The organism is Natronoarchaeum rubrum (genome assembly GCF_024494695.1).
The window spans coordinates 388,675-408,627 of sequence record NZ_JANHDP010000001.1; the positions used below are offsets into that span (position 1 = coordinate 388,675).

General features: G+C 68.2%; 20 protein-coding genes and 1 pseudogene. 13 read left to right on the forward strand and 8 right to left on the reverse strand.

Going from position 1 to position 19,953, the window contains the following annotated elements; translation table 11 throughout:
- Positions 1 to 9 precede the first annotated feature (9 nt).
- The gene (gene nucS, locus NO931_RS02110; RefSeq protein ID WP_256390969.1) at positions 10 to 762 is read right to left on the reverse strand and encodes an endonuclease NucS; all 753 of its coding nucleotides are present in this window, start codon (positions 760 to 762) and stop codon (positions 10 to 12) included.
- Positions 763 to 852: 90 nt separating this feature from the next.
- Between nucS and NO931_RS02115 the strand changes: the two genes are divergently transcribed.
- Together NO931_RS02115 and NO931_RS02120 are read left to right on the forward strand one after the other, a co-directional pair.
- Positions 853 to 1,374 carry an HPP family protein gene (locus tag NO931_RS02115; RefSeq protein WP_256390970.1) on the forward strand — a complete coding sequence of 174 codons (522 nt, stop codon included), beginning with the start codon at positions 853 to 855 and terminating at the stop codon, positions 1,372 to 1,374.
- Between the two features lie 119 nt (positions 1,375 to 1,493).
- Positions 1,494 to 3,212, forward strand: a complete 1,719-nt coding sequence (locus NO931_RS02120) for a glutamate--tRNA ligase (protein WP_256390971.1) — start codon at positions 1,494 to 1,496, stop codon at positions 3,210 to 3,212.
- Between the two features lie 26 nt (positions 3,213 to 3,238).
- On the opposite strand, the gene rtcA is transcribed toward NO931_RS02120, so the two are convergent.
- Positions 3,239 to 4,267, reverse strand: a complete 1,029-nt coding sequence (gene rtcA / locus NO931_RS02125) for an RNA 3'-terminal phosphate cyclase (RefSeq protein WP_256390972.1) — start codon at positions 4,265 to 4,267, stop codon at positions 3,239 to 3,241.
- 174 nt (positions 4,268 to 4,441) lie between these two features.
- Between rtcA and NO931_RS02130 the strand changes: the two genes are divergently transcribed.
- Positions 4,442 to 6,082 carry a hypothetical protein gene (locus NO931_RS02130; RefSeq protein WP_256390973.1) on the forward strand — a complete coding sequence of 547 codons (1,641 nt, stop codon included), beginning with the start codon at positions 4,442 to 4,444 and terminating at the stop codon, positions 6,080 to 6,082.
- A gap of 10 nt (positions 6,083 to 6,092) precedes the next feature.
- Positions 6,093 to 6,923, forward strand: coding sequence for an ABC transporter ATP-binding protein (locus NO931_RS02135; RefSeq protein ID WP_256390974.1), 831 nt, complete (start codon positions 6,093 to 6,095; stop codon positions 6,921 to 6,923).
- Positions 6,924 to 6,988: 65 nt separating this feature from the next.
- Here the strand turns inward: NO931_RS02135 and NO931_RS02140 are convergent, their stop codons facing one another.
- Positions 6,989 to 7,204, reverse strand: coding sequence for a hypothetical protein (locus tag NO931_RS02140; protein ID WP_256390975.1), 216 nt, complete (start codon positions 7,202 to 7,204; stop codon positions 6,989 to 6,991).
- 54 nt (positions 7,205 to 7,258) lie between these two features.
- Positions 7,259 to 7,738 carry a DUF456 domain-containing protein gene (locus tag NO931_RS02145; RefSeq protein WP_256390976.1) on the reverse strand — a complete coding sequence of 160 codons (480 nt, stop codon included), beginning with the start codon at positions 7,736 to 7,738 and terminating at the stop codon, positions 7,259 to 7,261.
- Positions 7,739 to 7,851: 113 nt separating this feature from the next.
- Between NO931_RS02145 and NO931_RS02150 the strand changes: the two genes are divergently transcribed.
- Positions 7,852 to 8,577, forward strand: coding sequence for an SDR family NAD(P)-dependent oxidoreductase (locus tag NO931_RS02150; RefSeq protein ID WP_256390977.1), 726 nt, complete (start codon positions 7,852 to 7,854; stop codon positions 8,575 to 8,577).
- 9 nt (positions 8,578 to 8,586) lie between these two features.
- Here NO931_RS02150 and tmcA read toward each other — a convergent pair whose 3' ends face one another.
- Positions 8,587 to 10,965 carry a tRNA(Met) cytidine acetyltransferase TmcA gene (gene tmcA / locus NO931_RS02155; RefSeq protein ID WP_375142027.1) on the reverse strand — a complete coding sequence of 793 codons (2,379 nt, stop codon included), beginning with the start codon at positions 10,963 to 10,965 and terminating at the stop codon, positions 8,587 to 8,589.
- Positions 10,966 to 11,226: 261 nt separating this feature from the next.
- Between tmcA and rpl7ae the strand changes: the two genes are divergently transcribed.
- From rpl7ae to NO931_RS02180, 5 genes and pseudogenes are all read left to right on the forward strand, one after another.
- On the forward strand, positions 11,227 to 11,589 hold the full coding sequence (rpl7ae, locus tag NO931_RS02160; protein WP_256390979.1) for a 50S ribosomal protein L7Ae: 363 nt from the start codon (positions 11,227 to 11,229) through the stop codon (positions 11,587 to 11,589).
- Positions 11,590 to 11,598: 9 nt separating this feature from the next.
- Positions 11,599 to 11,823, forward strand: coding sequence for a 30S ribosomal protein S28e (locus NO931_RS02165; RefSeq protein ID WP_097007461.1), 225 nt, complete (start codon positions 11,599 to 11,601; stop codon positions 11,821 to 11,823).
- A gap of 2 nt (positions 11,824 to 11,825) precedes the next feature.
- Positions 11,826 to 12,149 carry a 50S ribosomal protein L24e gene (locus NO931_RS02170; protein WP_256390980.1) on the forward strand — a complete coding sequence of 108 codons (324 nt, stop codon included), beginning with the start codon at positions 11,826 to 11,828 and terminating at the stop codon, positions 12,147 to 12,149.
- Positions 12,146 to 12,610, forward strand: a complete 465-nt coding sequence (gene ndk, locus NO931_RS02175; RefSeq protein ID WP_256390981.1) for a nucleoside-diphosphate kinase — start codon at positions 12,146 to 12,148, stop codon at positions 12,608 to 12,610. Before NO931_RS02170 ends, ndk begins: the two co-directional genes overlap by 4 nt.
- A 154-nt stretch (positions 12,611 to 12,764) precedes the next feature.
- Positions 12,765 to 13,721, forward strand: a pseudogene (locus NO931_RS02180) (formate/nitrite transporter family protein); the annotation flags it as partial.
- Positions 13,722 to 13,778: 57 nt separating this feature from the next.
- Here NO931_RS02180 and NO931_RS02185 read toward each other — a convergent pair.
- From NO931_RS02185 to pyrB, 3 genes are all read right to left on the reverse strand, one after another.
- Positions 13,779 to 16,451 (reverse strand): alpha-amylase family glycosyl hydrolase, encoded by a 2,673-nt coding sequence (locus tag NO931_RS02185; RefSeq protein WP_256390983.1) that lies wholly within the window; start codon positions 16,449 to 16,451, stop codon positions 13,779 to 13,781.
- A 249-nt stretch (positions 16,452 to 16,700) separates the two neighbouring features.
- Entirely contained in the window at positions 16,701 to 17,159 is a 459-nt protein-coding gene (gene pyrI, locus NO931_RS02190; protein WP_256390984.1) for an aspartate carbamoyltransferase regulatory subunit, read from the reverse strand.
- Entirely contained in the window at positions 17,156 to 18,085 is a 930-nt protein-coding gene (gene pyrB / locus NO931_RS02195) for an aspartate carbamoyltransferase (protein ID WP_256390985.1), read from the reverse strand. The genes pyrI and pyrB overlap by 4 nt, the downstream gene beginning before the upstream one ends.
- A gap of 232 nt (positions 18,086 to 18,317) precedes the next feature.
- Between pyrB and NO931_RS02200 the strand changes: the two genes are divergently transcribed.
- From NO931_RS02200 to NO931_RS02210, 3 genes are all read left to right on the forward strand, one after another.
- The gene (locus NO931_RS02200) at positions 18,318 to 18,749 is read left to right on the forward strand and encodes a hypothetical protein (RefSeq protein ID WP_256390986.1); all 432 of its coding nucleotides are present in this window, start codon (positions 18,318 to 18,320) and stop codon (positions 18,747 to 18,749) included.
- Entirely contained in the window at positions 18,746 to 19,711 is a 966-nt protein-coding gene (locus NO931_RS02205; protein ID WP_256390987.1) for an alpha/beta fold hydrolase, read from the forward strand. Before NO931_RS02200 ends, NO931_RS02205 begins: the two co-directional genes overlap by 4 nt.
- Positions 19,712 to 19,808: 97 nt before the next feature.
- Positions 19,809 to 19,946 (forward strand): hypothetical protein, encoded by a 138-nt coding sequence (locus NO931_RS02210; protein ID WP_256390988.1) that lies wholly within the window; start codon positions 19,809 to 19,811, stop codon positions 19,944 to 19,946.
- The last annotated feature ends 7 nt before the right edge of the window (positions 19,947 to 19,953 follow it).

Consider the following 19,953-nt stretch of genomic DNA (forward strand, 5'->3'; position numbering starts at 1 on the left):
CGCCCGCCCTTACTCGCTCGTCTTCGGCGTCAGCGAGACGAACTCCAGCCCGTTCCGTTCGAGCAGCTCTCTGGCTCGGTCGGTCACCGACGGCGCGACGAGCATCCCTCGGAGCTCGGCGTCGTCGTGGAGATCCCGTTCCAGGGCGTCGACGTACCGCCGGAGCTGGCCGACCGCGTCCGGCCCGACGCGCTTGCGCTTGAGTTCGACGGCGACCGTCCGGCCCGAGTGATCCTCGCCGTAGATGTCGACCGCGCCGGCGCTCGTCTGGCGCTCGGTGGCCAGCGGCGTGAAGCCGGCTTCGAGCAGTTCGGGGTCGTCGAGGATGCGCTCGCGGAGGTCCTCCTCGGTGCCCGAAATTGCAAGCTCGCTGGCGTCGTCGACCGCGAACGCCGAGATCTGGATCACGCGCTCGAACCGGACGTCGAGGCGCTCGTCGGGCGTCGAACGGCGGCTCCGGATTCTGAGGTCGCCGTCCGCCAGTTCGGCGTCCTGCGTGCAGCCCGGCGGCTGCCAGTTGACGGGTTGCTGGCCCTCGTCGGTGTGGACGAGGATCGACCCGTCGGGTTTGAGCATGACGTGGCGGTCGCCCGGCCCGAGCGTGCTCGACGCTCGCCCGTCGTACTCGACGGTACAGCGGCCGAAAACGGTGATCAACGCCCCCTCCTCGATGCCGTCGTCGACGCGCTCGGCGGCCGCGTCAGGGTCCGGGTCGACGACGGTGTCGGCGCGCGCCGACCGGTGGTTTTCCCTTGCTGTCACTGGCCCTGCGTAGCGCCCTCACGGGCATAAGGCGACCGTTCGGCCGTCGGAAGGCGAGAGGCTTTTCCGGCATCCCGAGAAGTAGTCCCCGTGCTCCGCGACACCGGATTCACGGGCGCGTACGCCGGCGTCCTCGTCGGGGTACTGGGCGCGTTCGCGTGGGCGACCGGAAGCCCGCTCGTGTTCCCGAGCCTGGGTCCCACAGCGTTTCTGCTGGCGCGCTCGCGCACCGGTGCCGTCGTCGCGCCGCGGCGAGTGATCGGGGGCCACGCGGTCGGCGTCGTCGCCGGGCTGGCGGCCCACTGGCTCGTCGCGCCGGGCGTCTCGCTGTCGGTCGCGCTCGCGCCGTTCTCGACGAGCGTGCTGCGCATGGCGGTCGCCGGCGGGCTGTCGGTCGCCGCGACGAGCGTCGGGATGCTCGCCGCCGACGTGAACCACCCGCCGGCCTGTGCGACGACGCTGATCGTCTCGCTCGGCATCCTGCCGAGCCCGCGGACCGGTGCGATCATCCTCGCGGCCGTGACGACGCTGGTCGGGTTCCACCAACTCGCGCTGCGAGCGTGGGCGACGTTCGACGCCGCCACGTCCGAGTCGATGACCATTCGATCGTGACGCCGCTGTCGCTTCGGCGTCGGCCCGGCGACGGTGACGCCGACGCGCACTCGGCAACCGGGCCGCTCGTCGACGCCAATCCACCGCAGTTTTGACGCCCCGGCCGATACTCCGGAGTAATGAACGACGACCTCCGAGAGCAAATCGAGCGCGAGGCCGAGAAGCACGCCCTGATCAACGCCGTCAAGCACGAGAGCGACGCCGACGTCGGCGCGATCATGGGTCCGCTGATGGGCGAGAACCCCGAGTTCCGGGAGCACGGCGACGAGATCCCCGGCGTCGCGGGCGGCGTCATCGCGGAGATCAACGGACTGGACCACGAGGAGCGCCGCGAGCGCCTCGGCGAGATCGCGCCCGAGGAACTCGACGAACTCGACAGCGAGGACGACGAAGAGGAAGAGATCCTTCCCGAGTTGCCCAACGCAGACGAGTACGACCAGATCCGGATGCGCGTCGCACCGAACCCGAACGGCCCCTGGCATCTGGGCCACGCTCGGATGCCCGCGGTGATCGGGACGTACAAGGAGCTGTACGACGGCTGGTTCTGCGTCCGCTTCGACGACACCGACCCCGAAACCAAGCGCCCCGACCTTGACGCCTACGACGAGATCCTCGACGCCATCGAGTACCTCGGCTTCGAGCCCGACGAAACGTATCTCGCCAGCGACCGCGTCGAGACGTACTACGAGCACGCCCGCGAGCTGATCGAGGCCGGCGGCGCGTACACTTGCTCGTGTTCCGGCGAGGAGTTCTCGAATCTCAAGAACTCCGGCGAGGCCTGCCCCCACCGCGACAAGGACGCCGAGACCACCCGCGAGGAGTTCGAGGCGATGGTCGACGGCGAGTACGAGAGCGGCGAGATGGTCCTGCGCGTCCGGACCGACATCGAGCACAAGAACCCCGCGCTCCGGGACTTCGTCGCGTTCCGGATGATCGACACGCCCCACCCGCGCGAGGAGGCCGCCGAGTACCGCTGCTGGCCGATGCTGGACTTCCAGAGCGGTATCGACGATCACCTGCTGGGCATCACGCACATCATCAGAGGGATCGACCTGCAGGACTCCGCGAAGCGCCAGCGGTTCGTCTACGACTACTTCGACTGGGAGTACCCCGAAGTGATCCACTGGGGCCACGTCCAGATCGACGCCTACGACGTGAAGATGAGCACGTCGACGATCAAGGAGCTGATCGACGACGGCGACCTCGACGGCTGGGACGACCCGCGCGCCCCCACGCTCGCGAGCGTCAGTCGGCGCGGCATCCGCGGCGAGGCCGTCACCGACGCGATGGTCGAACTCGGAACGTCGACGAGCAACGTCGACCTCGCGATGTCGAGCGTCTACGCCAACAACCGCGATCTCGTCGACGACGGCGCCGACCGGTACTTCTTCGTCCGCGAGGGGACCGAAGTCGCGCTGACCGGCGGCGGCCCGGATGCCGCCGAGCCGGCGCGCCACCCCGACCACGAGGACCGCGGCACCCGCGAGATCCCCGTCGGCGGCGCCGTGCTCGTCGAACCCGAGGACCTGCCCGACCGCGAGGAGCGCGTCTGGCTGAAGGGACTGGGCTGCGTGCGCTACACGCGCGACGCCTTCCAGTTCACCGGCGACGACATCGACGCCGTCCGCGATGAGGGGGTCGACGTGATCCACTGGGCGCCCGCCGACGAGTCCGTTCCCGTCCGGATGCGAACGCCCGAGGGCGACGTCGAGGGCGCCGCCGAACCCGAGTTCGCCGACACCGACGCCGACGAGGTCGTCCAGTTCGAGCGCATCGGCTTCGCGAGAGTCGATCGCCACGACGACGAGGAGTCGGTCGCGTACTACGCGCACCCCTGAGATCGGTTCAGCTGCCGGCGGAACCGTCACCTATCGAGCGTCTCGCCGACTGACACTCGCGTCGCTTCGTTTTCTCTACCGCGCTCTATCTCGACGTCGACGCCGAACGCGCCGAACAGATCGACGCTCGACGCGACGTGATTCGTGACCTCCGGAATCGTAAGTTCGCCGCCAGCCAGCGCCAGCCAGACGAGCAACTGGTCGGCCATGTGGCGATCCACTGCGGCCGCGCTCTCGTCGAACGCGGCGAACTCGCGGACTGCGTCCTCGCCGACCTCCTCGGCCGGCTTCCCGCGCTCGCCGAGCGCGCTGGCGCCCGCCAGCGAGCGCTCGTACTCGGCGCGGATCGTCAGCGCGGTGCCGGTCGACGGGCTCTCGACGTACCGCGCCGAACGGTCGAGGACGTCCATGGCGGCCGGGAGTGCGGCCGCTGTGCCCTTCACCTGTCGCTCCGCGACCTCGGCGTCGGCGAGGTTCTCCGAGGCGACCGAGCAGACGCGAACGCCGCGTCGCTCCCCTCGCTCAACCAGCCGGATCGAATCCGGATCGGACGGCGACAGTTCCAGCGTCGCCGTGCCGCCGCCCTCGGGAAAGAAGCCGCGCCGTTCGACCTCGACCGCGGCGTCGACGCCGAACCGTTCGAGCAGCGGCAGCTTGACCGTTCGGAAGTAGTCCATCGGCGGCGACCACTCGACGTCGGTGCCGCCCCCCACCGTCACCGCGAGCGGCTCGTCGATCGCCGCCGTCAGCGGGAGCACGGCGTCGAACACGAGCGTCACGCTGCCGGCGGTTCCGACGTCGACCTCGTACCGGCCGCCGGACGGCGGCTCCGGGTCGAACGTCAGCGTCTCGGCGTCGAGTTCGGCGCCCTCGACATCGGCGTCGCAGACTGCGGTGAGAAGCTCGACCGCCGCGAGGTGCTGGTGCTTGAGGCCGGGGTCGTCTCGGGCGCCGCGGACGTTCTCGATGCGGACGGATTTACCGGTGAGCGCGGCCAGCGAGAGCGCCGAGCGAACGATCTGGCCGCCGCCCTCGGCGCCGTCGAGTTCGATCACGGCGATACGTCCACTCGGCGAACTAAAAGTCCATCGCGCGGTCGCCGTTCGGACGACCGACAGCGCTCGCCGACTATCCGTGAGACTATTATAGGATGAACGGTGTAAATACACTGACATCACCGTGAACGGACGGTCCTGGCTCCCACGGCGGATACGGATTCGACCAGTACGATGAACGTTCGAACGTGGCTTCGGCAGGGGGCAGAGATCGCACGGGTCGAGTGGACGCGCCAGCATCGTGAATTCGGAAGTCCGCTGACCGGCCGACCCGTCCTCCTTGTAGTCCTCATCGCACTCGCCGTCGGCCTCGGCTGGCTCGGCCGCTCACTGGGACGCGATCTCGCTGCGGGCCAGCCTCTCCCCGACGGCGAACTGAGCCTCCTCGCGAGTCTCGCGTTCGTCTGGCTCGCGTGGCGAAGCTCACAGTACACACAGGTTCGGATCGAGCGGCTGAACCCGGACCTGCTGTTGACGACCGTCCCCGAACGGACGGCCGCGCTGGGACTTCTGGGATTCGTCTACGCGCGACTGCTCGCCACCCTCGCCGTGCCGACACTCGGCGTCGCCGTCGGTATCGCGGTCGGGCTCCGATCGCCGGTCGTCGCGGTCACGGTCGTCGTGGCGGTTGCGGGCCTGGCGACGCTCGCCGCCGCACTCGGAACCATCGGCAGGCTCACGATTCGTCTCGTCGCACTCCGACTCGCGCGCGTCGGCTTCTACAGGGACCTCCTCGTCGTGTTCGGCTGGATACCGCTCATTGTCGGCGTCAACATTCTCGAGGAACTGTCCCCCTCGATTGCCCCGCTGGTCGCGGCGTTCGGCGCGTTTCCGCTGGCGTGGTTCGTCGACCTGGCGCTCGCCGGAAGCCTCGAGTACTCGGTCGGGTCGGTTCGGTACGCGGCGGGTGCACTGGGACTCCTCGTCGTCTCGCTCCCGTTCCTCGCGGCCGGGACTACGGCCCTCGCTCGCAGGGTGTGGGAGAGCGATCCAGTCAGTTCGACCGGAATCGACGGCTCTCACTCGCTGATTAGCGAGGGCTGGATAGAGCGTCTTCTCGGGGAGTACGTCTCTCGGCCCGTACTCACTATTGCCAGGGAGCGTTGGCTGATGGAGCGCCGCGTCCCGCGTGGCCTGCTGTCGATCGGATACGTACTACTTCTCGTCGGCGTGATCGGATTCCCGGCGGTCGCTCTCGGCGGCGCGGGGCCCAACGGCCTCCTGTTGTTGTTCTCGATCGGCCTTGGACTTACGGCCGGCATCGCCTTCGCGTCTGCACCGCTCGGAACGGAGTACCGAACCTTGCCGATGCTGTTCACGACAGTCGACGGGCGGCAGTTCGTCGGCGGTCTGGTGCTGGCCGCGACCGTCGTCGGTACGCCGCTCGTCGTGCTCGTCGTCGTCCCGCTCGGACTCGGGAGCGTCGTCGGGGCCGTACAGACGATCGCGATCACTCTGGTCGGCGTTGCGGTGTCGACCTGTACCGCATCGGTCGCACTCGCGGTCGGTCTCGGTGTCGATCGCCACGAGTTCGTTCCCACACCGTTTTTCTTCACTGACGTTCCGGTGTTCGCGGAACACGGGCTGAGTCCGTTCCTGCGACTCGGATCGGTCTTCGCCATCGTGGTGCTCGCCAGTGTGCCGGCTTTCCTCGGAAACGCTCCGTCCGTCTACGAGTCCGTCGCAGCGCGTGGCGTGCCTGCCCTCGCCGTTCAGATCGGCTCTCTCTTTCTCACTATTCTCCTCGTCGGCGCCGTCACGAGGGCGGCATTCAGAACGGCTGTACGGCGATTTCGGGACTACCAGATCGGGTGACTACGGAACGATGACCGACAGCGCGAACACACCGACGGCGAACGAGTACGAGACCGATACCGGAAGGCGTGATCGACCGGCGATTAGCACGGAAACGCTGACGAAGGAGTACGGCGAGACGACGGCGGTCAACGGCCTCGATCTCACGGTCGAACGCGGGTCCGTGTACGGGTTTCTCGGTCCGAACGGCGCGGGGAAGACGACCACGGTGCGGATGCTAACGGCGTTACTGCCACCGACGAACGGCTTCGGACGCGTCGCCGGAGTGTCGGTCACCGACCGCGAGGCCCTCATCGAACACATCGGGTACTTGCCCGAGTCACCGCCGCTCCACGAGGAGTTCACCGCCCGCGAACAACTCGAATACCACGGCGGGTTGCGCGACATGACTCCGGCCGCGATCGAGGACCGGATCGAAGGCCTGCTCAACCGATTCGATCTGGCCGACGCGGCCGATCAGCGGATCGCAACGTACTCGAAAGGAATGCGACAGAAGACCGGCTTGATACAGGCGATTATGCACGACCCCGACGTGGTTTTCCTCGACGAGCCGACGTCCGGGCTCGATCCACGCGCCGCTCGAACGGTTCGGGAGACGATCACCGACCTCGCGGCCCGCGACACCACCGTCTTCCTCTCGACACACATCCTTCCTGTCGTCGAAGACATCGCCACGGAGATCGGCATCCTCTACGACGGTCGACTCGTCGCGGAAGGTTCGCCCACCGAACTCAAAGACCGCATGGAAACAGGCGACGACGGGACGCTAGAAGACGTGTTCTTGGATGTCACGACCGAGAACGCGCACTCCGAAGCGGAATCCTCCGCAGACTCCGCATAGGGAATCCGGCCTCCCGTTCCGGGATTCGATCACAGCGAGTCACTCACGGCTGCCTACTCGGTTACTCACGACTGCCTGTGCAGACGCACCGCGCGGAGGAGGAGTCCACCAGCTACCGCGAAGTACACGACCGCCCACACGTCCGATGGAATCGGGTCCTCGATCGTGTCGGTCAGTATCGCCGCGCCGTAGACCAAAGCGATCACTGCAAATCCGAGTTTCACGCCGAACGGGAGGCGGCCGTACAGGCCTCCGTTCGACTCCGATCCATCGGTCGACATACCTCGCTGTAGATCGGTTCGATGTATAACGGTTCGGACGATCCACTATCGCCGTTACGTCACCGCGAGCACGAACCCGATCAGCATCCCGAAGGTCAACAGCGCCTGGACGGCCGTCCCGCCGAGGATGCCGATCGTCGTCGCCGCCGCGGTGCGCAGCCCGCGGCGGACGTCCTGGTGGCGCCGCAGTTCGAGCAGGAATACGGCGACGGCGACGCCCAGAATCATCCCGAGCGGGCCCGTGACCAGCAGCAGTGCGATCCCGACGACGCTCGCGATCGCAGAGACGCCCCACGACGCGCCGCCGGCCTTGGCCGAGACGGCGCTCGCGAGGAAGTCCGCCGAGAACGCGACGACGCCGACGAGCACCAGGCCGACCACGGTGAACGCACTGGGTTCCGAGAAGCCGCTGTAGGCCCAGTAGCCCAGCACCGCCACGACCGAGACCGGCGGGCCGGGCGCGAGCGGAACGATGCTTCCGACGACGCCGACGATCAGCAGCGCGACGGCGACCAGCAACGCGACGTCTACCATACCCGACGGAATGTGCGGGAACCGTATAGGAATTGGCCTCACAGCCGTCCGAGAGCGACCAGCGCCCGACAACGAGCGCAACGATTAGGGGCCGACCCTCGCAATCCCGTGGTATGACGAAAAACGCCGTGATCGTCGGCGCGTCGTCGGGGATCGGCCGAGCGCTCGCGCACGAACTCGCGGAGGCGGGCTACGACGTCGGCCTCGCGGCTCGGCGCACCGAGTTGCTCGAACAGATCGGCGGCGAGTTGTCGACGCACGCCTACGTCGCCGCGATGGACGTGACCGACGCCGAGGACGCGCGAGCGGGGTTCCGAGAACTCGCCGAGGCGATGGGCGGCGTCGACCTCGTCGTGCTCAGCGCCGGCGTCGGGTACGAGAACCGGGACGCCGAGTGGGAGCCCGAGCGAGATACGATCGACGTGAACGTCCGCGGGTTCGCCGCCCTCGCGACGGCGTCGATGGAGTACTTCCGCGAACGGGGCGGCGGCCATCTCGTCGGCATCTCCTCGGTCGCTTCGCGCTTCGGCAACGGCGGCGCGCCGGCCTACAGCGCCTCGAAGGCGTTCGTCTCGAACTACCTGGAGGGGTTGCGGTACAACGCTGCGAACGGTGCGGGTGAAATAACCGTGACGACGATCGAGCCCGGCTTCGTCGACACCGAGATGGCGATGGGCGAGAACCTGTTCTGGATGTGTTCGCCCGAGACCGCCGCCGCGCAGATCCGGCGAGCGATCGAGAAAGAGCGCTCGCACGCCTACGTCACGCGGCGCTGGCGGCTCGTATCGTGGCTCATCCGCGCGATGCCGGAGTTCGTCCGCAAGCGGATCTTCGCCTGAGCGCCGTCGCTACTCCCGGTACCGCTCGCGCTCGGCCAGCGCCACGTCGCCGCCGTATCGATCGACGAGCGGCCGGAACGCGGCGCCGACCGCGCGCATGCACTGGCCCGACGAGTGGAAGCCGAGGCGTTCCTCGACCGTCTCCCAGTCGCGGGCCTGCAGAACGCGCAGGACGAGCAGGCGTTCCTGACGGTCGTCGAGACGCCGTTCCCCGGCGTCGCCGTCGGAGCGCGAATCCGAGTCGAGGAAGTACGCCGCGGCGAGCCGTCTGAACGGCCGCGGCGAGACGTCGAACAGTCCCGGCCCGTAGGACGACCCGACGACGACGCGCCACTCCCAGTCGGTCAGCTCCAGCTCGGGGTCGGCGTCGACAGCTCGCAGCGCAGCCCGCACGACGTCGGGATCGAGATCGGCCAACCGATCCGAGAGCACCGAAGGGATCCGGCGCGCGAACCGCGCCGCGGTCCGATCTCGCAGATCGCGGCCGGCGTCGGTCAGCGGATCGAGCATGATCGCCGAGTACTCGCCGCTGGCGTCGTTGCGCGTCGTCGAGAGGTGTAGCGTCGCGAAGCCGTTCGATGCCCAGAAATCGAGGAGCTCCGGCGTGGCGCCGTAGCCGACGCCGACCCAGTCGAGGCCCGCGCCGTCGGCCGCGCTCGCCCGCTCGCGGACGGCCGAGAGGAGTTCGGAGCCCAGCCCGCGCGAGCGCGCGGCGTGATGCGTGGCGATCCGGAGGACGCGCCAGCCGGCGGGCGCCGCGGCGTCCTCGTCGCGGAGCTGCGTCGTCAGCACGTCGGGCAGCATGTTCCCGCGCACGCGCTCGCCGTCGTACATGTCGGCGCGCAGGGCCGCCGGCAGGCCGCCCTCGCGGGCCAGCAGCGCGACCGAGACGACGTGACCGTCGACGAGCAGCGCCTCGACGGCGAGATTCGGCGCGTCCAGTAGCCGTGCGAGGTCGTTCGGCTCGGTGCGGTAGTGAGCGAGCACGAGCAGGCCGAACGTCTCGCGCAGCAGGGTCGGGTCGGCCAGCAGATCGTCGGCGTCGAGCCGACGCCGTTCGGCGGTCTCGGGATCGGCGTCGGCGACCAGTTGCTCGACCGGCGGGCGGGCGTCCAGCAGCAGGGCGTCGAACGCCCAGACTTCCACCGGATCGCCAGCCGCGTAGCGGATCGGCTCGGCGAGCGTCGCGTCGGTCACCTCGTGGCGGCTCTCGCCGAGTCGATCGCGGAACCGAACCGAGAACCCCCGGCCCGCGCCCTCGTAGCCGTGGACGGTCGTCGCGAAGGCGACGCGATCGGCGTCGAGAAAGCCTTCGAGCAGGCGGACCGGCAGCGCGGCGGCCTCGTCGACGATCACCGCGTCGGCCTCGCCGACTCGCTCGACGGCGTCGGTCGGCTCCGCGAAGGTTAGCGAACCTCCCCCGGGGCGGTCGATCCGACGCGGAACGTCTCGACCGTTCGACGCCGCTGTGTCGGCGTCGTTCCGGCCGTTCGCGTCCAGTTCGGCCAGCAGCTCGTCGGCGCGCGCGAAGAGTTCGCGGGCGCCACGGAACTCCGCCGCGGTCACGAGCACGTCGGCGCCGTCGGCGACGAGGCTCCCGGCGGCCAGCCCCGCCGCGCTGGACTTTCCCCGGCCCCGGTCGGCCTCGATGACGACTGCCTGTTCGTCACCGACATCTCCTTCGCACCGGTCGTCCCCGGCAGTCCCGAGCGCCGCCAGCGCGCTCAGGGCGTCGGCCTGATCGCCGGTCAGGCACGCTTCGTACGCTTCGGCCGGGAACGGGCCTCCGGCGGCCGACGCCGCGGTCGCTTCGGCGTCCCGCCCGACGAGTCGGGGAGCCGGATCGGTGAGCCCGTCGTCCTCGACGGTGCCGGCGTCGACGTCGACGATCGCGACGCCGCGGTGGGCGCGCAGCGTCTCGACAAACCGTCGCCTGAAGTGCCCCGTCACGTCGTCGACCGCGAACGGCGGGACGGCAAGGCTCTCGTCGAAGCCGTCGCGGCGCTCGGGCCACTCGTCCAGCGGCGGCGCGAGCAGGACGAGCAGGCCGCCGCCGTCGACCGCGCCGACTACCCGACCGACCGCGTTCGGTCGCAGCGCGTCGTGGCAGTCGATCGCGACTGCGTCGCGAGTGGTTCCGAGCAGTTCGATCGCGCGGCGCTGCTCGACCTGCTCGCAGCCCAGGCGGTCGTCGGGACCCAGCAGCGTCGTCGCGCCGCGGTTGACGTCCGCGGCGTCGAGCGATTCGGCTGCGGCGTCGTAACAGCGGTCTCGGTCGCCCGCGAGCACCAGCAGGCGGCGCTCGTCGAGCGCGGCGGCCTCCTCGCGAAGCGCGGCGGCGACGGCGGGAGTAGTCACTGTCGGTCCGTTGTCGGGTGGCGAAGTAATCTCTTGTCCTCGGCGCGTGGTCGTGGCGCGACGGCGGAGCGGCGCTGCCCGGCGTGTGTCGCCCTCCCACGGCCTCTCGCGTTTGAAAGCGCTTTTATGGGGTGGTGTGCAACGAAAGGTTACAGCCTGCGCGGGGTTGATGATGCTCCTAGCCACACAGGACAGTCGCCGGCCGCCGTCGCGGCGGTCGGAGCGGACGGCCCAACACGCCGTCCGGACGGCAGGGGAGCGCGAGCCCACGCGCGGGAGGTGATCCAACACATGCCAGTATACGTAGACTTCGACGTCCCAGCCGACCTCCAGGACGACGCCGTTGACACCCTGGAAGTCGCCCGAGATACAGGAAGCGTGAAGAAAGGAACCAACGAGACGACCAAGGCGGTCGAGCGCGGCAACGCCGAGCTCGTCTACGTCGCCGAGGACGTCCAGCCCGAGGAGATCGTGATGCACCTGCCCGAGCTCGCCGACGAGAAGGGTATTCCGGTCGTCTTCATCGAGACCCAGGACGACGTGGGTCACGCTGCCGGGCTGGAAGTCGGTAGCGCCGCCGCGGCGATCGTCGACGCCGGCGAGGCGTCCGACGACGTCGAGGAGATCGCCAACAAGGTCGAGGACCTTCAGTAGAGATCTCCCATGAGCGCAGAAGAGTCTGAAAGCGGATCCACGCCCGCCGAAGTGATCGAGATCGTGGGCAAGACCGGGATGCACGGCGAGGCCATGCAGGTCAAGTGCCGCATCCGGGAGGGCGAAAACCAGGGCCGCATCATCACGCGGAACGTTCTGGGCCCCGTCCGAGAGGGCGACGTCCTCCAGCTCCGCGAGACCGCACGCGAAGCCGACTCCATCGGAGGTCAGTGACGATGCCCCAGACGAGAGAATGTGACTACTGCGGCGGCGACATCCCCCCGGGAACGGGCACGATGCTCGTCCGAACGAGCGGCCAGACGATCCACTACTGCTCCAGTAAGTGCGAGAAGAACGCCGACCTCGGTCGCGAACCTCGCGACGTCGAGTGGACCGAGTCCGGCGGAAGCCGCGAGCGCCGCGCCGCGGACGCCGAGGCCGAAGCCGCCGAGGAAGCCGAGGACGAACAGGACGCAGAGCAAGGCGTCGAGGCCGAGGAGGACTCGGAGTCCGACACCGAGGCTGACGAGGACGCCGAGTCCGAGGACGACGAAGAATGAGCGAGCGCGAACGAACCTTCGTGATGGTCAAGCCCGACGCGTTCCAGCGCGGGCTCGCCGGCGAGATCATCTCCCGGTTCGAGGAGCGCGGCCTGAAGCTCGTCGGCATGAAGCTCGAAGTGCTCGACCGCGAGCACGCCGAAGAGCACTACGGCGAGCACGAGGACAAGCCGTTCTTCGACGACCTCGTCGAGTTCATCACGTCCGGTCCCGTCGTCCCGATGGTCTGGGAGGGCGAGGACGCCACCCGGCAGGTCCGCCAGATGATCGGCGCGACCGATCCCGCGGAGGCCGCACCCGGCACGATCCGGGGCGACTACGCGCTGGATCTCGGCCGGAACGTCGTTCACGCCGCCGACCACGAGGACGAGGGCGCGAACGAACGCGAGATCGAGCTGTTCTTCGACGACGACGAACTCGTCGAGTACGACCAGCACGACGCGAGCTGGCTCTACGAGTAGCGCCGTCGGTTTCTCTTTCGTAACGCAGCGTCGACAGCGACTGCCGTCTTCGCGTCGGCGTCACGACGCAGTGGATTCTCGTCGCTCGCCGCGCTCGTCGCCCGACCCGCGCGAAAGGGAATCTGTTTTGGCCGAGGAAGGATTGCGCCCGTCCATGAGCGATGCGAAGGAGCCCGACGACGCCGACGAGTCGATCCGGGACGCCGTCGAGCGGTCGCGTCACGGGGCGCCGGCCGCCGGGGCTGTCGTCCGCGACCGGTTCGAGACCCACGAGATATTTCAACGGATCATCGTCGCGGCCGACGAGGAGATTGGCACGCGTCCGCGCGAGCTGTTCTTCAGCGGGCTCGCCGCCGGCTTCGCGATCACGATCACGTTCCTGCTGTACGCCTCGCTGTACGCCGAGACCGGCGGCAACCCGATCCTGAGCGCGCTGCTGTACCCGCTCGGATTCATCTACATCATCCTCGGCGGCTACCAGCTCTACACCGAGAACACGCTCCCGCCGGTCGTGCTCGTGCTCGAACGGCTCGCGAGCTTCCCGGCGCTGTTTCGCGTCTGGACGATCGTCCTGATCGGCAACTTCGTCGGCGGCGGGCTGGGCGCGCTCGTGCTGGCCGAAACCGGCGTGCTGTCCAGCGGCGGCGCCGCGGCGGCCACGTCGATCGCGATGAAGGGGATTGAGACGCCGTTCTGGGACCTGTTCTTCAAGGCCGGCTTCGCCGGGCTGATCGTCGCGGGCGTCGTCTGGCTCGACTTCTCCGCGCGGGACACGATCTCCCGGCTCGCGCTCGTCTACATCGCCTTTCTGGCGGTCCCGTTCGGGAACTTATTCCACGTCGTCGTCTCGTTCACCGAGATGCTGTATCTCGTGATCCAGGGCCAGGCCGCGCTGTGGCCCGGCCTCACTGGGTTCGTGCTGCCCGTTCTGCTGGGCAACACGCTCGGCGGCGTCCTGCTGGTCACCGTCGTCAACTACTTCCAGACGACCGAGCGCCGCCTCGAAACTGCCCGCGAGAGCGGTCCGAAGCGACAGCTCGGCGTCCGCGAGTGGCTGTTGGGCGGGTTCGTCGGACGCTCGTACGTGCCGGCGAACGAGCCGGAACACGGGGACCCGGAGAGCGCGAATCCGCAAAAAAGCGACGACTGACGCCGCACTGACGGGGTCTTACTCCTCGTCGTCCTCGACGAGCCGTTTTGCTGCGAGACCGGCGCCGCCGACCGCGCCGAGCAGCCCGGTTCCGACGCCGAAGCCGGGCAGGCCGTCGTCACTACTCGAATCGTCCGTCTCCGAACTGTTTGTGCCGTCGTCCTCGTCGGTGCCGTCAGCGCCGCTCCCGTTCGAACCACTCCCGCCATCGGCGTCGTCGCCGTCCTGCAGGCCGTCGCTGTCATCGCTCTGGCCGCCGTCGCTGTCGTCCCGACCGTCGTCGGGTTGCTCCTCGGTCGGATCGCGAGCGTCTGCGGGGTCGATCGTCTCGACGGCGTCGACGACCGCGACGCTCTCGACGGTGGCCTCGATGCCGGCGTCGGTCGCGTCGACGCTCGTTCCCGCCTCGCCGACGTACTCCGCGGCGCTCAGGTCGCCTTCGACCGACACCGTCGCGGGTTCGGGGGCGAAGTTGAGGAACACGTACACGCGCTGTCCGGGATCGGGGTCGTCGTCGGACGGGTCGATCGATCGGACGAACGCGAACGCCCGGTCGTCGTCGCTCTCGTGCTCGACCGGGTCGATCGCGGCGTCGGCGGCCAGCGCGGGCAGGTCGTGGGTCTCGATCAGGCTCGCGTAGAAGTCGACGAGTTCCTGGTCCCACTCGCCCTCCTCGGGGTTTGTGCGGTCGGGCCAGTTCATGTAGCCCCGAGCGTTCTCGATGTAGTGGCTGATGTAGTCGAGCTCGCCCGGTGGTGTTCGCATTCCCGACTCCTGGCCGTAGTACAGCAGCGGGACGCCGGGGAGCGTAAACGTCGCCGCGCCGCCGGCTTTCTGGATCGACTTGGCGGTCTCGTAGTCGACCCCGCGGGTCTCCATGACGTCGACGATCGTCCGGGACTCGTCGTGGTTCTCGATGAACTGCAGGAACCGGGCGTGCTCGGGGAAGCCGTTGCCGTTCCGGTTCTCGTCGATCGTCGCGAGGTCGGCGATCGTGCCGCCGTCGCCCCACCAGGGAGCGTCCCCGGAGACCATCTGGTTCCGGAACGCGTAGGAGGCGTCCCGTCCGTAGTCGAGGTTGAACTCGGCCTCGTCGTAGCGCGGGTCCGGCGGCAACGACTCGTCGAGCATGAGCATGCGCTCGCCGTCGTACGTCGAGTGCTCGCGCCGGACGCGCTCGGAGAGTTCCTTCCACATGCTGTGCTGGACGCCCCAGGCGACGTCGCAGCGGAAGCCGTCGACGATGCCGGCCCACTGATCGACCACGTCGAGCGCCCACCGGCGCACGGCGGTGTTGTTGTAGTTGAGGTTCGCGAGGTCGCCCCAGCCGTAGTAGTCGCCGACCTCGCCTTGGGCCTGCCAGCGGTACCAGTCTGCGGCCTCGTCGTGGTTGGGATGCTCGCCGTCGGCGGTGTGGTTGAGCACGAGGTCGAACACGACCCGGATATCGTTCTCGTGGCACGTCTCGACGAACGACTCGAACTCCGCCATCGTCCCCAGCCCGGGATCGACGGTGCCGTGATCGGTGATGTTGTACCCGTGGACGAACCCGTCGCTGCGCTCGTCGGTCGCGAAGGCCGGGTGGATCGGCGTCATCCACAGCGCGTCGACGCCCAGCTCCGACAGGTGCTTGACGCGCTCTTCGAGCTTGCCGAACGTCGTCTGATCCTCGGGACCGCCCGCGAACCGACGGGTGAAAATCTCGTAGATTGTCGCGTTCGACAGCCACTCGGGCGGCTCGTTCGCCCGGCTCACCGTCGCCGAGCCGCTCTCGTAGTCGACCCGGACCTGATCGGCGACGCTCGGCGCGTGGTACGGTTCGCCGTCGTCGGAGGCCGTGTGATCCGGATGCTCGTAGGCGACACCGTACACCGAGAGCTGTTCGTCGTCGGCGTCCAGCTCGCTCTCGGGAATTTCGAGGCGCCGCGCGACCTCGTATCGGCCGCCGTCGCGGGGCTCGCGGACGATCCAGTCCTCGTCGATGCCGTCGATCGACGACCGGTCGTCGACGAGGAACTCGACGTCGAGCTGCGACGCCGCGACGAGGTTGTCGGGGTTCGCCGCGACGTCGGCGTCGACGACGACCGCTCCGGCGTCGACGTCGTACTCGCCGTCGAGCCGGATCCGCGGACGCGTCTGCTCTTGGGGGTAGTTGGGATCGACCGAGGGTTCCGGGAACACTCGGATCGTCTTCTCGTAGGTCGATGTCTCGCCGTCGGGCGCGCGTTCGGTCAGCTCCAGCCGGTAGGTGCCGGGCACCTCGGCCTCGAAGCTCACGACGCTGCCGTCGGGCTCGGCGACGGCGTCTTCGTACACGCCGAGCGGATCGGAGCTACCGGACGGACTGTCGACTACCGACCACTCGTAGTCGGCGTCGGGGTTCGGATTCCACGGTGCGAGCCCGTCGCGAGGGTAGGATTCGGTTCCGGTGTCGTCGGACCAGTTGTACTTGGCCGCCGCGGGATGGTCGGCGTCGGTCCCGAGCGGGTCGTCGAGCGCGGCCATTCCGCCGCCCGCGTTCGTGAACCGGGGCGGCCCGGCGCTCGTCTCGCCCGCGTGGCCGTCGGCAGCTTCGATTCCGACGGCGGAACGCTCGCCCGCAGCCAGCGAGAGCGCCCCGAGGCCGGCGAGGCCGCCGAGGAACGACCGGCGTCGAACTCCGCCGTCGGGACCGTCGTCGTCCGAACTCACGCGGCCACCGACCCCCGTTCGGTCCGCTCCGAAGCGCCGGAGCGGGGGGCGTCGTCGGCGTCAGCACCGACGAACGGGGAGCATACTCGGGAGCCGTCAACAAACGACCGCAGATCGGATTTCGCTAGCACGATACGTGTTACGAGATAGTTCTTCACACTTGTAATACACGCTTACAGTCTAGAAAAATTAGATAAAATCGTGTAGGAATATCGGGGGACGGACCCGAACGGGCGTCGCGTCGGAGGGTCAGCTGTCGATGTGTGCCGCCAGCTCCTCGCGGATGATCGTCTCGCAGTAGACGCACCGAACTTCGTCGTCGAGCACCTCGAACTTCGAGTCGACGGGCTCGTCGTCGGTCGTGATGCAGTTGCGGTTCGGACACGAGAGGATCCCCTCGACGAACTCGGGGCGGTCGAGTCGGCGCTTGTCGACGACGTCGTACTCGTCGACGATGTTGATCGTCGCGTCGGGCGCGATCAGCGAGAGCACGTCGACTTCGCCCTGACTGAGTTCGCGGCCCTCGACCTTGACGATGTCCTTGCGGCCGAGTCGGTCGCTGGGAACGTTCATGCCGACGCTGACCTCCTCGCCGCCCGAGCCGTCGATGCCGAGAATCGCGAGCACGTTCAGCGCCTGCCCGCCGGGGACGTGGTCGATCACGGTGCCGTTGCGGATCTTGCTGACGCGCAGCTCGTGTTCGCTCATTCCTCGTCACCCCGTGCGTTCTCCAGAAGCATGTCCAGCAGCGCCATCCGCACCGGGACGCCGTTGTGCGCCTGCTCGAAGTAGTGGGCGTAGTCGGTCTCGTCGATCTCGGGGGCGATCTCGTCGACGCGGGGCAGCGGGTGCATCACGACGAGGTCGTCGGACGCCTGTTCCAGCGTGTCGGCGTCGATCTGATACTCGCCCGCGATGGCCCGGTACTCGTTCTCGTCGGGGAACCGCTCGCGCTGGATCCGCGTGACGTAGAGCACGTCGAGTTCGGGGAGGATCGTCTCCAGATCTGTGTGTTGCCGCACTTTCGCGCCGGCCTCGTGGAGGTCGTAGCGGACGCTTCGCGGGAGCTTGAGGCTCTCCGGGCTGACGAAGTGCTGGCGGGCGTCGAAGTTCGTCAGCACGTTCGCCAGCGAGTGGACCGTCCGGCCGTACTTCAGGTCGCCCATGATGCCGACGGTCAGGTCGTCCAGCCCGTCGGCGGCCTCGCGCATCGTGTACAGGTCCAGCAGCGTCTGGGTCGGGTGGTGGCCGGCGCCGTCGCCCGCGTTGACCAGCGGGACGTCGACGAACTCGCTGGCCATCCGGGCCGATCCCTCTTGGGGGTGGCGCAGCACCAGCGCGTCGGCGTACCCCTCGATCACGCGGACGGTGTCCGCGAGGCTCTCGCCTTTCTTGACGCTCGAGGAGTCGACCGACCCCATGTCGACGACGTCGCCGCCGAGGCGCTTGATCGCCGTCTCGAAGCTCATCTTCGTTCGCGTGCTCGGCTCGAAAAAGAGCAGACCGAGCAGCTTGTCCGCGTGGCGCTCCCGGACGGCCGCCGGGTTCGCGGCGATCTCTGCCGCGCGGTCGAGAACCGCCTCGACGTCGTCCCGGGACAGCTGTTTCGCAGTGACGAGGTGCTCGTGCCGCATTGTTAGCTTGGCGTCGCCGGTCCCTCTTGAATCTCCCCATTGAGTCCGATCCGTGCTCGCAGTCGGACTCGCCAGTGGGGGTCGACCGCCAGCCAGTCCGCCGTTAACCGTCGACACTCCGACCTTACCCGCGGTACGCGCGCGGTACCGGTGCCGGGAACGGACGAACTATCGACCCGGTTTATCCGGAGCGTGGTGGTACCACAGCGAGCCCGAACGGGCGTGATACTACGTGTCAACGACCGAGTTCGCAAGCCACGGCTGGTGGGAACAGTACAAGGAGACGGTTAACGAGGACCCCGAGATGGAGGTGCGGGGCCACGACAAGTTCGACACCAACTTCTACGTCGACATCGGCGACGAGCGGTTCCTGATCGAGATGGACGGCGGCAAGATCGACGAAGTCGTCCCGAGCCCGGCGCTGAACAACCGCTGGGAGTTCGGCGTCGAGGGCGACCGCGAGACCTGGGAGGAGTTCGTCGCCGAGACGCCGCCGGCGTTCAACCACGAGATCATCGCCTCGAACTACCGGGCCGCGGTCCGGAACGAGGAGAATCGCCTCGAACTGACGGGCGACAACAAGAAGATCTTCCAGAACCTGCGGGCGTTCCAGCGCGCGCTGGATCTGATGCGCGAGGCCCACAACGACGGAGGTGGCTCATGAGCGCCGCAGACATCGACGCCGTCGACGAGGTCACCGGTCGCTACGTCACCGTCGACGTCGGGGGCGTCGAGCACCGGGTGTACTTCGAGGAGAACGGCCCGGAGGACGGCATCCCGCTGCTGTGCCAGCACACCGCGGGCTGTAACAACCAGGAGTGGCGCGAGGTGCTCCGCGACGAGGAGATCACCGACGAGTTCCGCGTGATCGCCTACGATCTCCCGTATCACGGCAAGTCGGCGCCGCCGACGAGCCAGGAGTGGTGGGAGGAGGACTACTCGATGACCGGCGAGGAGTTCGCCGAGCGGATCGTCGCCATCGCCGACGCGCTCGAACTCGAGGACCCGATCTACATGGGCTGTTCGATGGGCGGGAACGTCTCGCTGGAGCTGGCCGACTGGTACCCCGAGCGGTTCCGCGCGATCATCGGACTGGAGGCCGGCGCGCACAGTCCCGGCTTCTACATCGACTGGCTCGACCACCCGGAGGTCAACACGACCGAGGTCAACGCCTACTCCTGCTGGGGGCTGATGGCGCCCCAGGGGCCCGAACACGCCCGCAGGGAGACGATGTACCACTACGAGCAGGGCGCCAACGGCGTGTTCAAGGGCGACCTGTACTACTACTCGGTCGACCACGACTACCGCGACAAGCTCGGTGATATCGACGCGAGCGAGACGCCGCTGTACGCGATCAACGGCGAGTACGACTACCTGACGACGCCCGAAGACGCCCGCGACATCGCCGAGGGCGTCGGCGAGGGCGCGACGGCGATGGAGATGGCCGACATCGGCCACTTCCCGATGAGCGAGAATCCGACGCTGTTCAACGCCTACCTCAAGGAGATCCTCGCGGACGTGACCGGCGAGCGCGACGAGGCGCTGCCCGACACCATCACGCCCGAGGACGTCGGCGTCGAGGTCGAGAAGGTCAAAGCCGGCGCAGTGTCCGAAGAAGCCGACTGACGGCGATCGGGGTCTCTTTTTTGTCGGTCAGTGTCAGATTTCCGGCGTCCGATCTGCCGTTACTCTCATATAGCATCAGCTTACTCTGTGAGACAGCATGGCAGAACGATCGGACGGGCCGGGCAGGTACCAGGGCCGCGAGACCGAGAGCGGCGACATCGAGATCTACGACGCCGAAAACGACGACGCCTGGATCCGGTCGGACACGACGATGCACCGGGCGTGGCAGGCCTGAGGCGATC

Bases quoted from the DNA above. Each gene is read 5' to 3' on its own strand.
- rpl7ae (WP_256390979.1), top strand. From the start codon at position 11,227: ATGCCAGTATACGTAGACTTCGACGTCCCAGCCGACCTCCAGGACGAC.
- NO931_RS02150 (WP_256390977.1), top strand. From the start codon at position 7,852: ATGACGAAAAACGCCGTGATCGTCGGCGCGTCGTCGGGGATCGGCCGA.
- pyrB (WP_256390985.1), bottom strand. From the start codon at position 18,085: ATGCGGCACGAGCACCTCGTCACTGCGAAACAGCTGTCCCGGGACGAC.
- NO931_RS02140 (WP_256390975.1), bottom strand. From the start codon at position 7,204: ATGTCGACCGATGGATCGGAGTCGAACGGAGGCCTGTACGGCCGCCTC.
- NO931_RS02165 (WP_097007461.1), top strand. From the start codon at position 11,599: ATGAGCGCAGAAGAGTCTGAAAGCGGATCCACGCCCGCCGAAGTGATC.
- NO931_RS02170 (WP_256390980.1), top strand. From the start codon at position 11,826: ATGCCCCAGACGAGAGAATGTGACTACTGCGGCGGCGACATCCCCCCG.
- NO931_RS02120 (WP_256390971.1), top strand. From the start codon at position 1,494: ATGAACGACGACCTCCGAGAGCAAATCGAGCGCGAGGCCGAGAAGCAC.
- NO931_RS02130 (WP_256390973.1), top strand. From the start codon at position 4,442: ATGAACGTTCGAACGTGGCTTCGGCAGGGGGCAGAGATCGCACGGGTC.
- NO931_RS02145 (WP_256390976.1), bottom strand. From the start codon at position 7,738: ATGGTAGACGTCGCGTTGCTGGTCGCCGTCGCGCTGCTGATCGTCGGC.
- NO931_RS02210 (WP_256390988.1), top strand. From the start codon at position 19,809: ATGGCAGAACGATCGGACGGGCCGGGCAGGTACCAGGGCCGCGAGACC.
- NO931_RS02135 (WP_256390974.1), top strand. From the start codon at position 6,093: ATGACCGACAGCGCGAACACACCGACGGCGAACGAGTACGAGACCGAT.
- NO931_RS02205 (WP_256390987.1), top strand. From the start codon at position 18,746: ATGAGCGCCGCAGACATCGACGCCGTCGACGAGGTCACCGGTCGCTAC.
- ndk (WP_256390981.1), top strand. From the start codon at position 12,146: ATGAGCGAGCGCGAACGAACCTTCGTGATGGTCAAGCCCGACGCGTTC.
- pyrI (WP_256390984.1), bottom strand. From the start codon at position 17,159: ATGAGCGAACACGAGCTGCGCGTCAGCAAGATCCGCAACGGCACCGTG.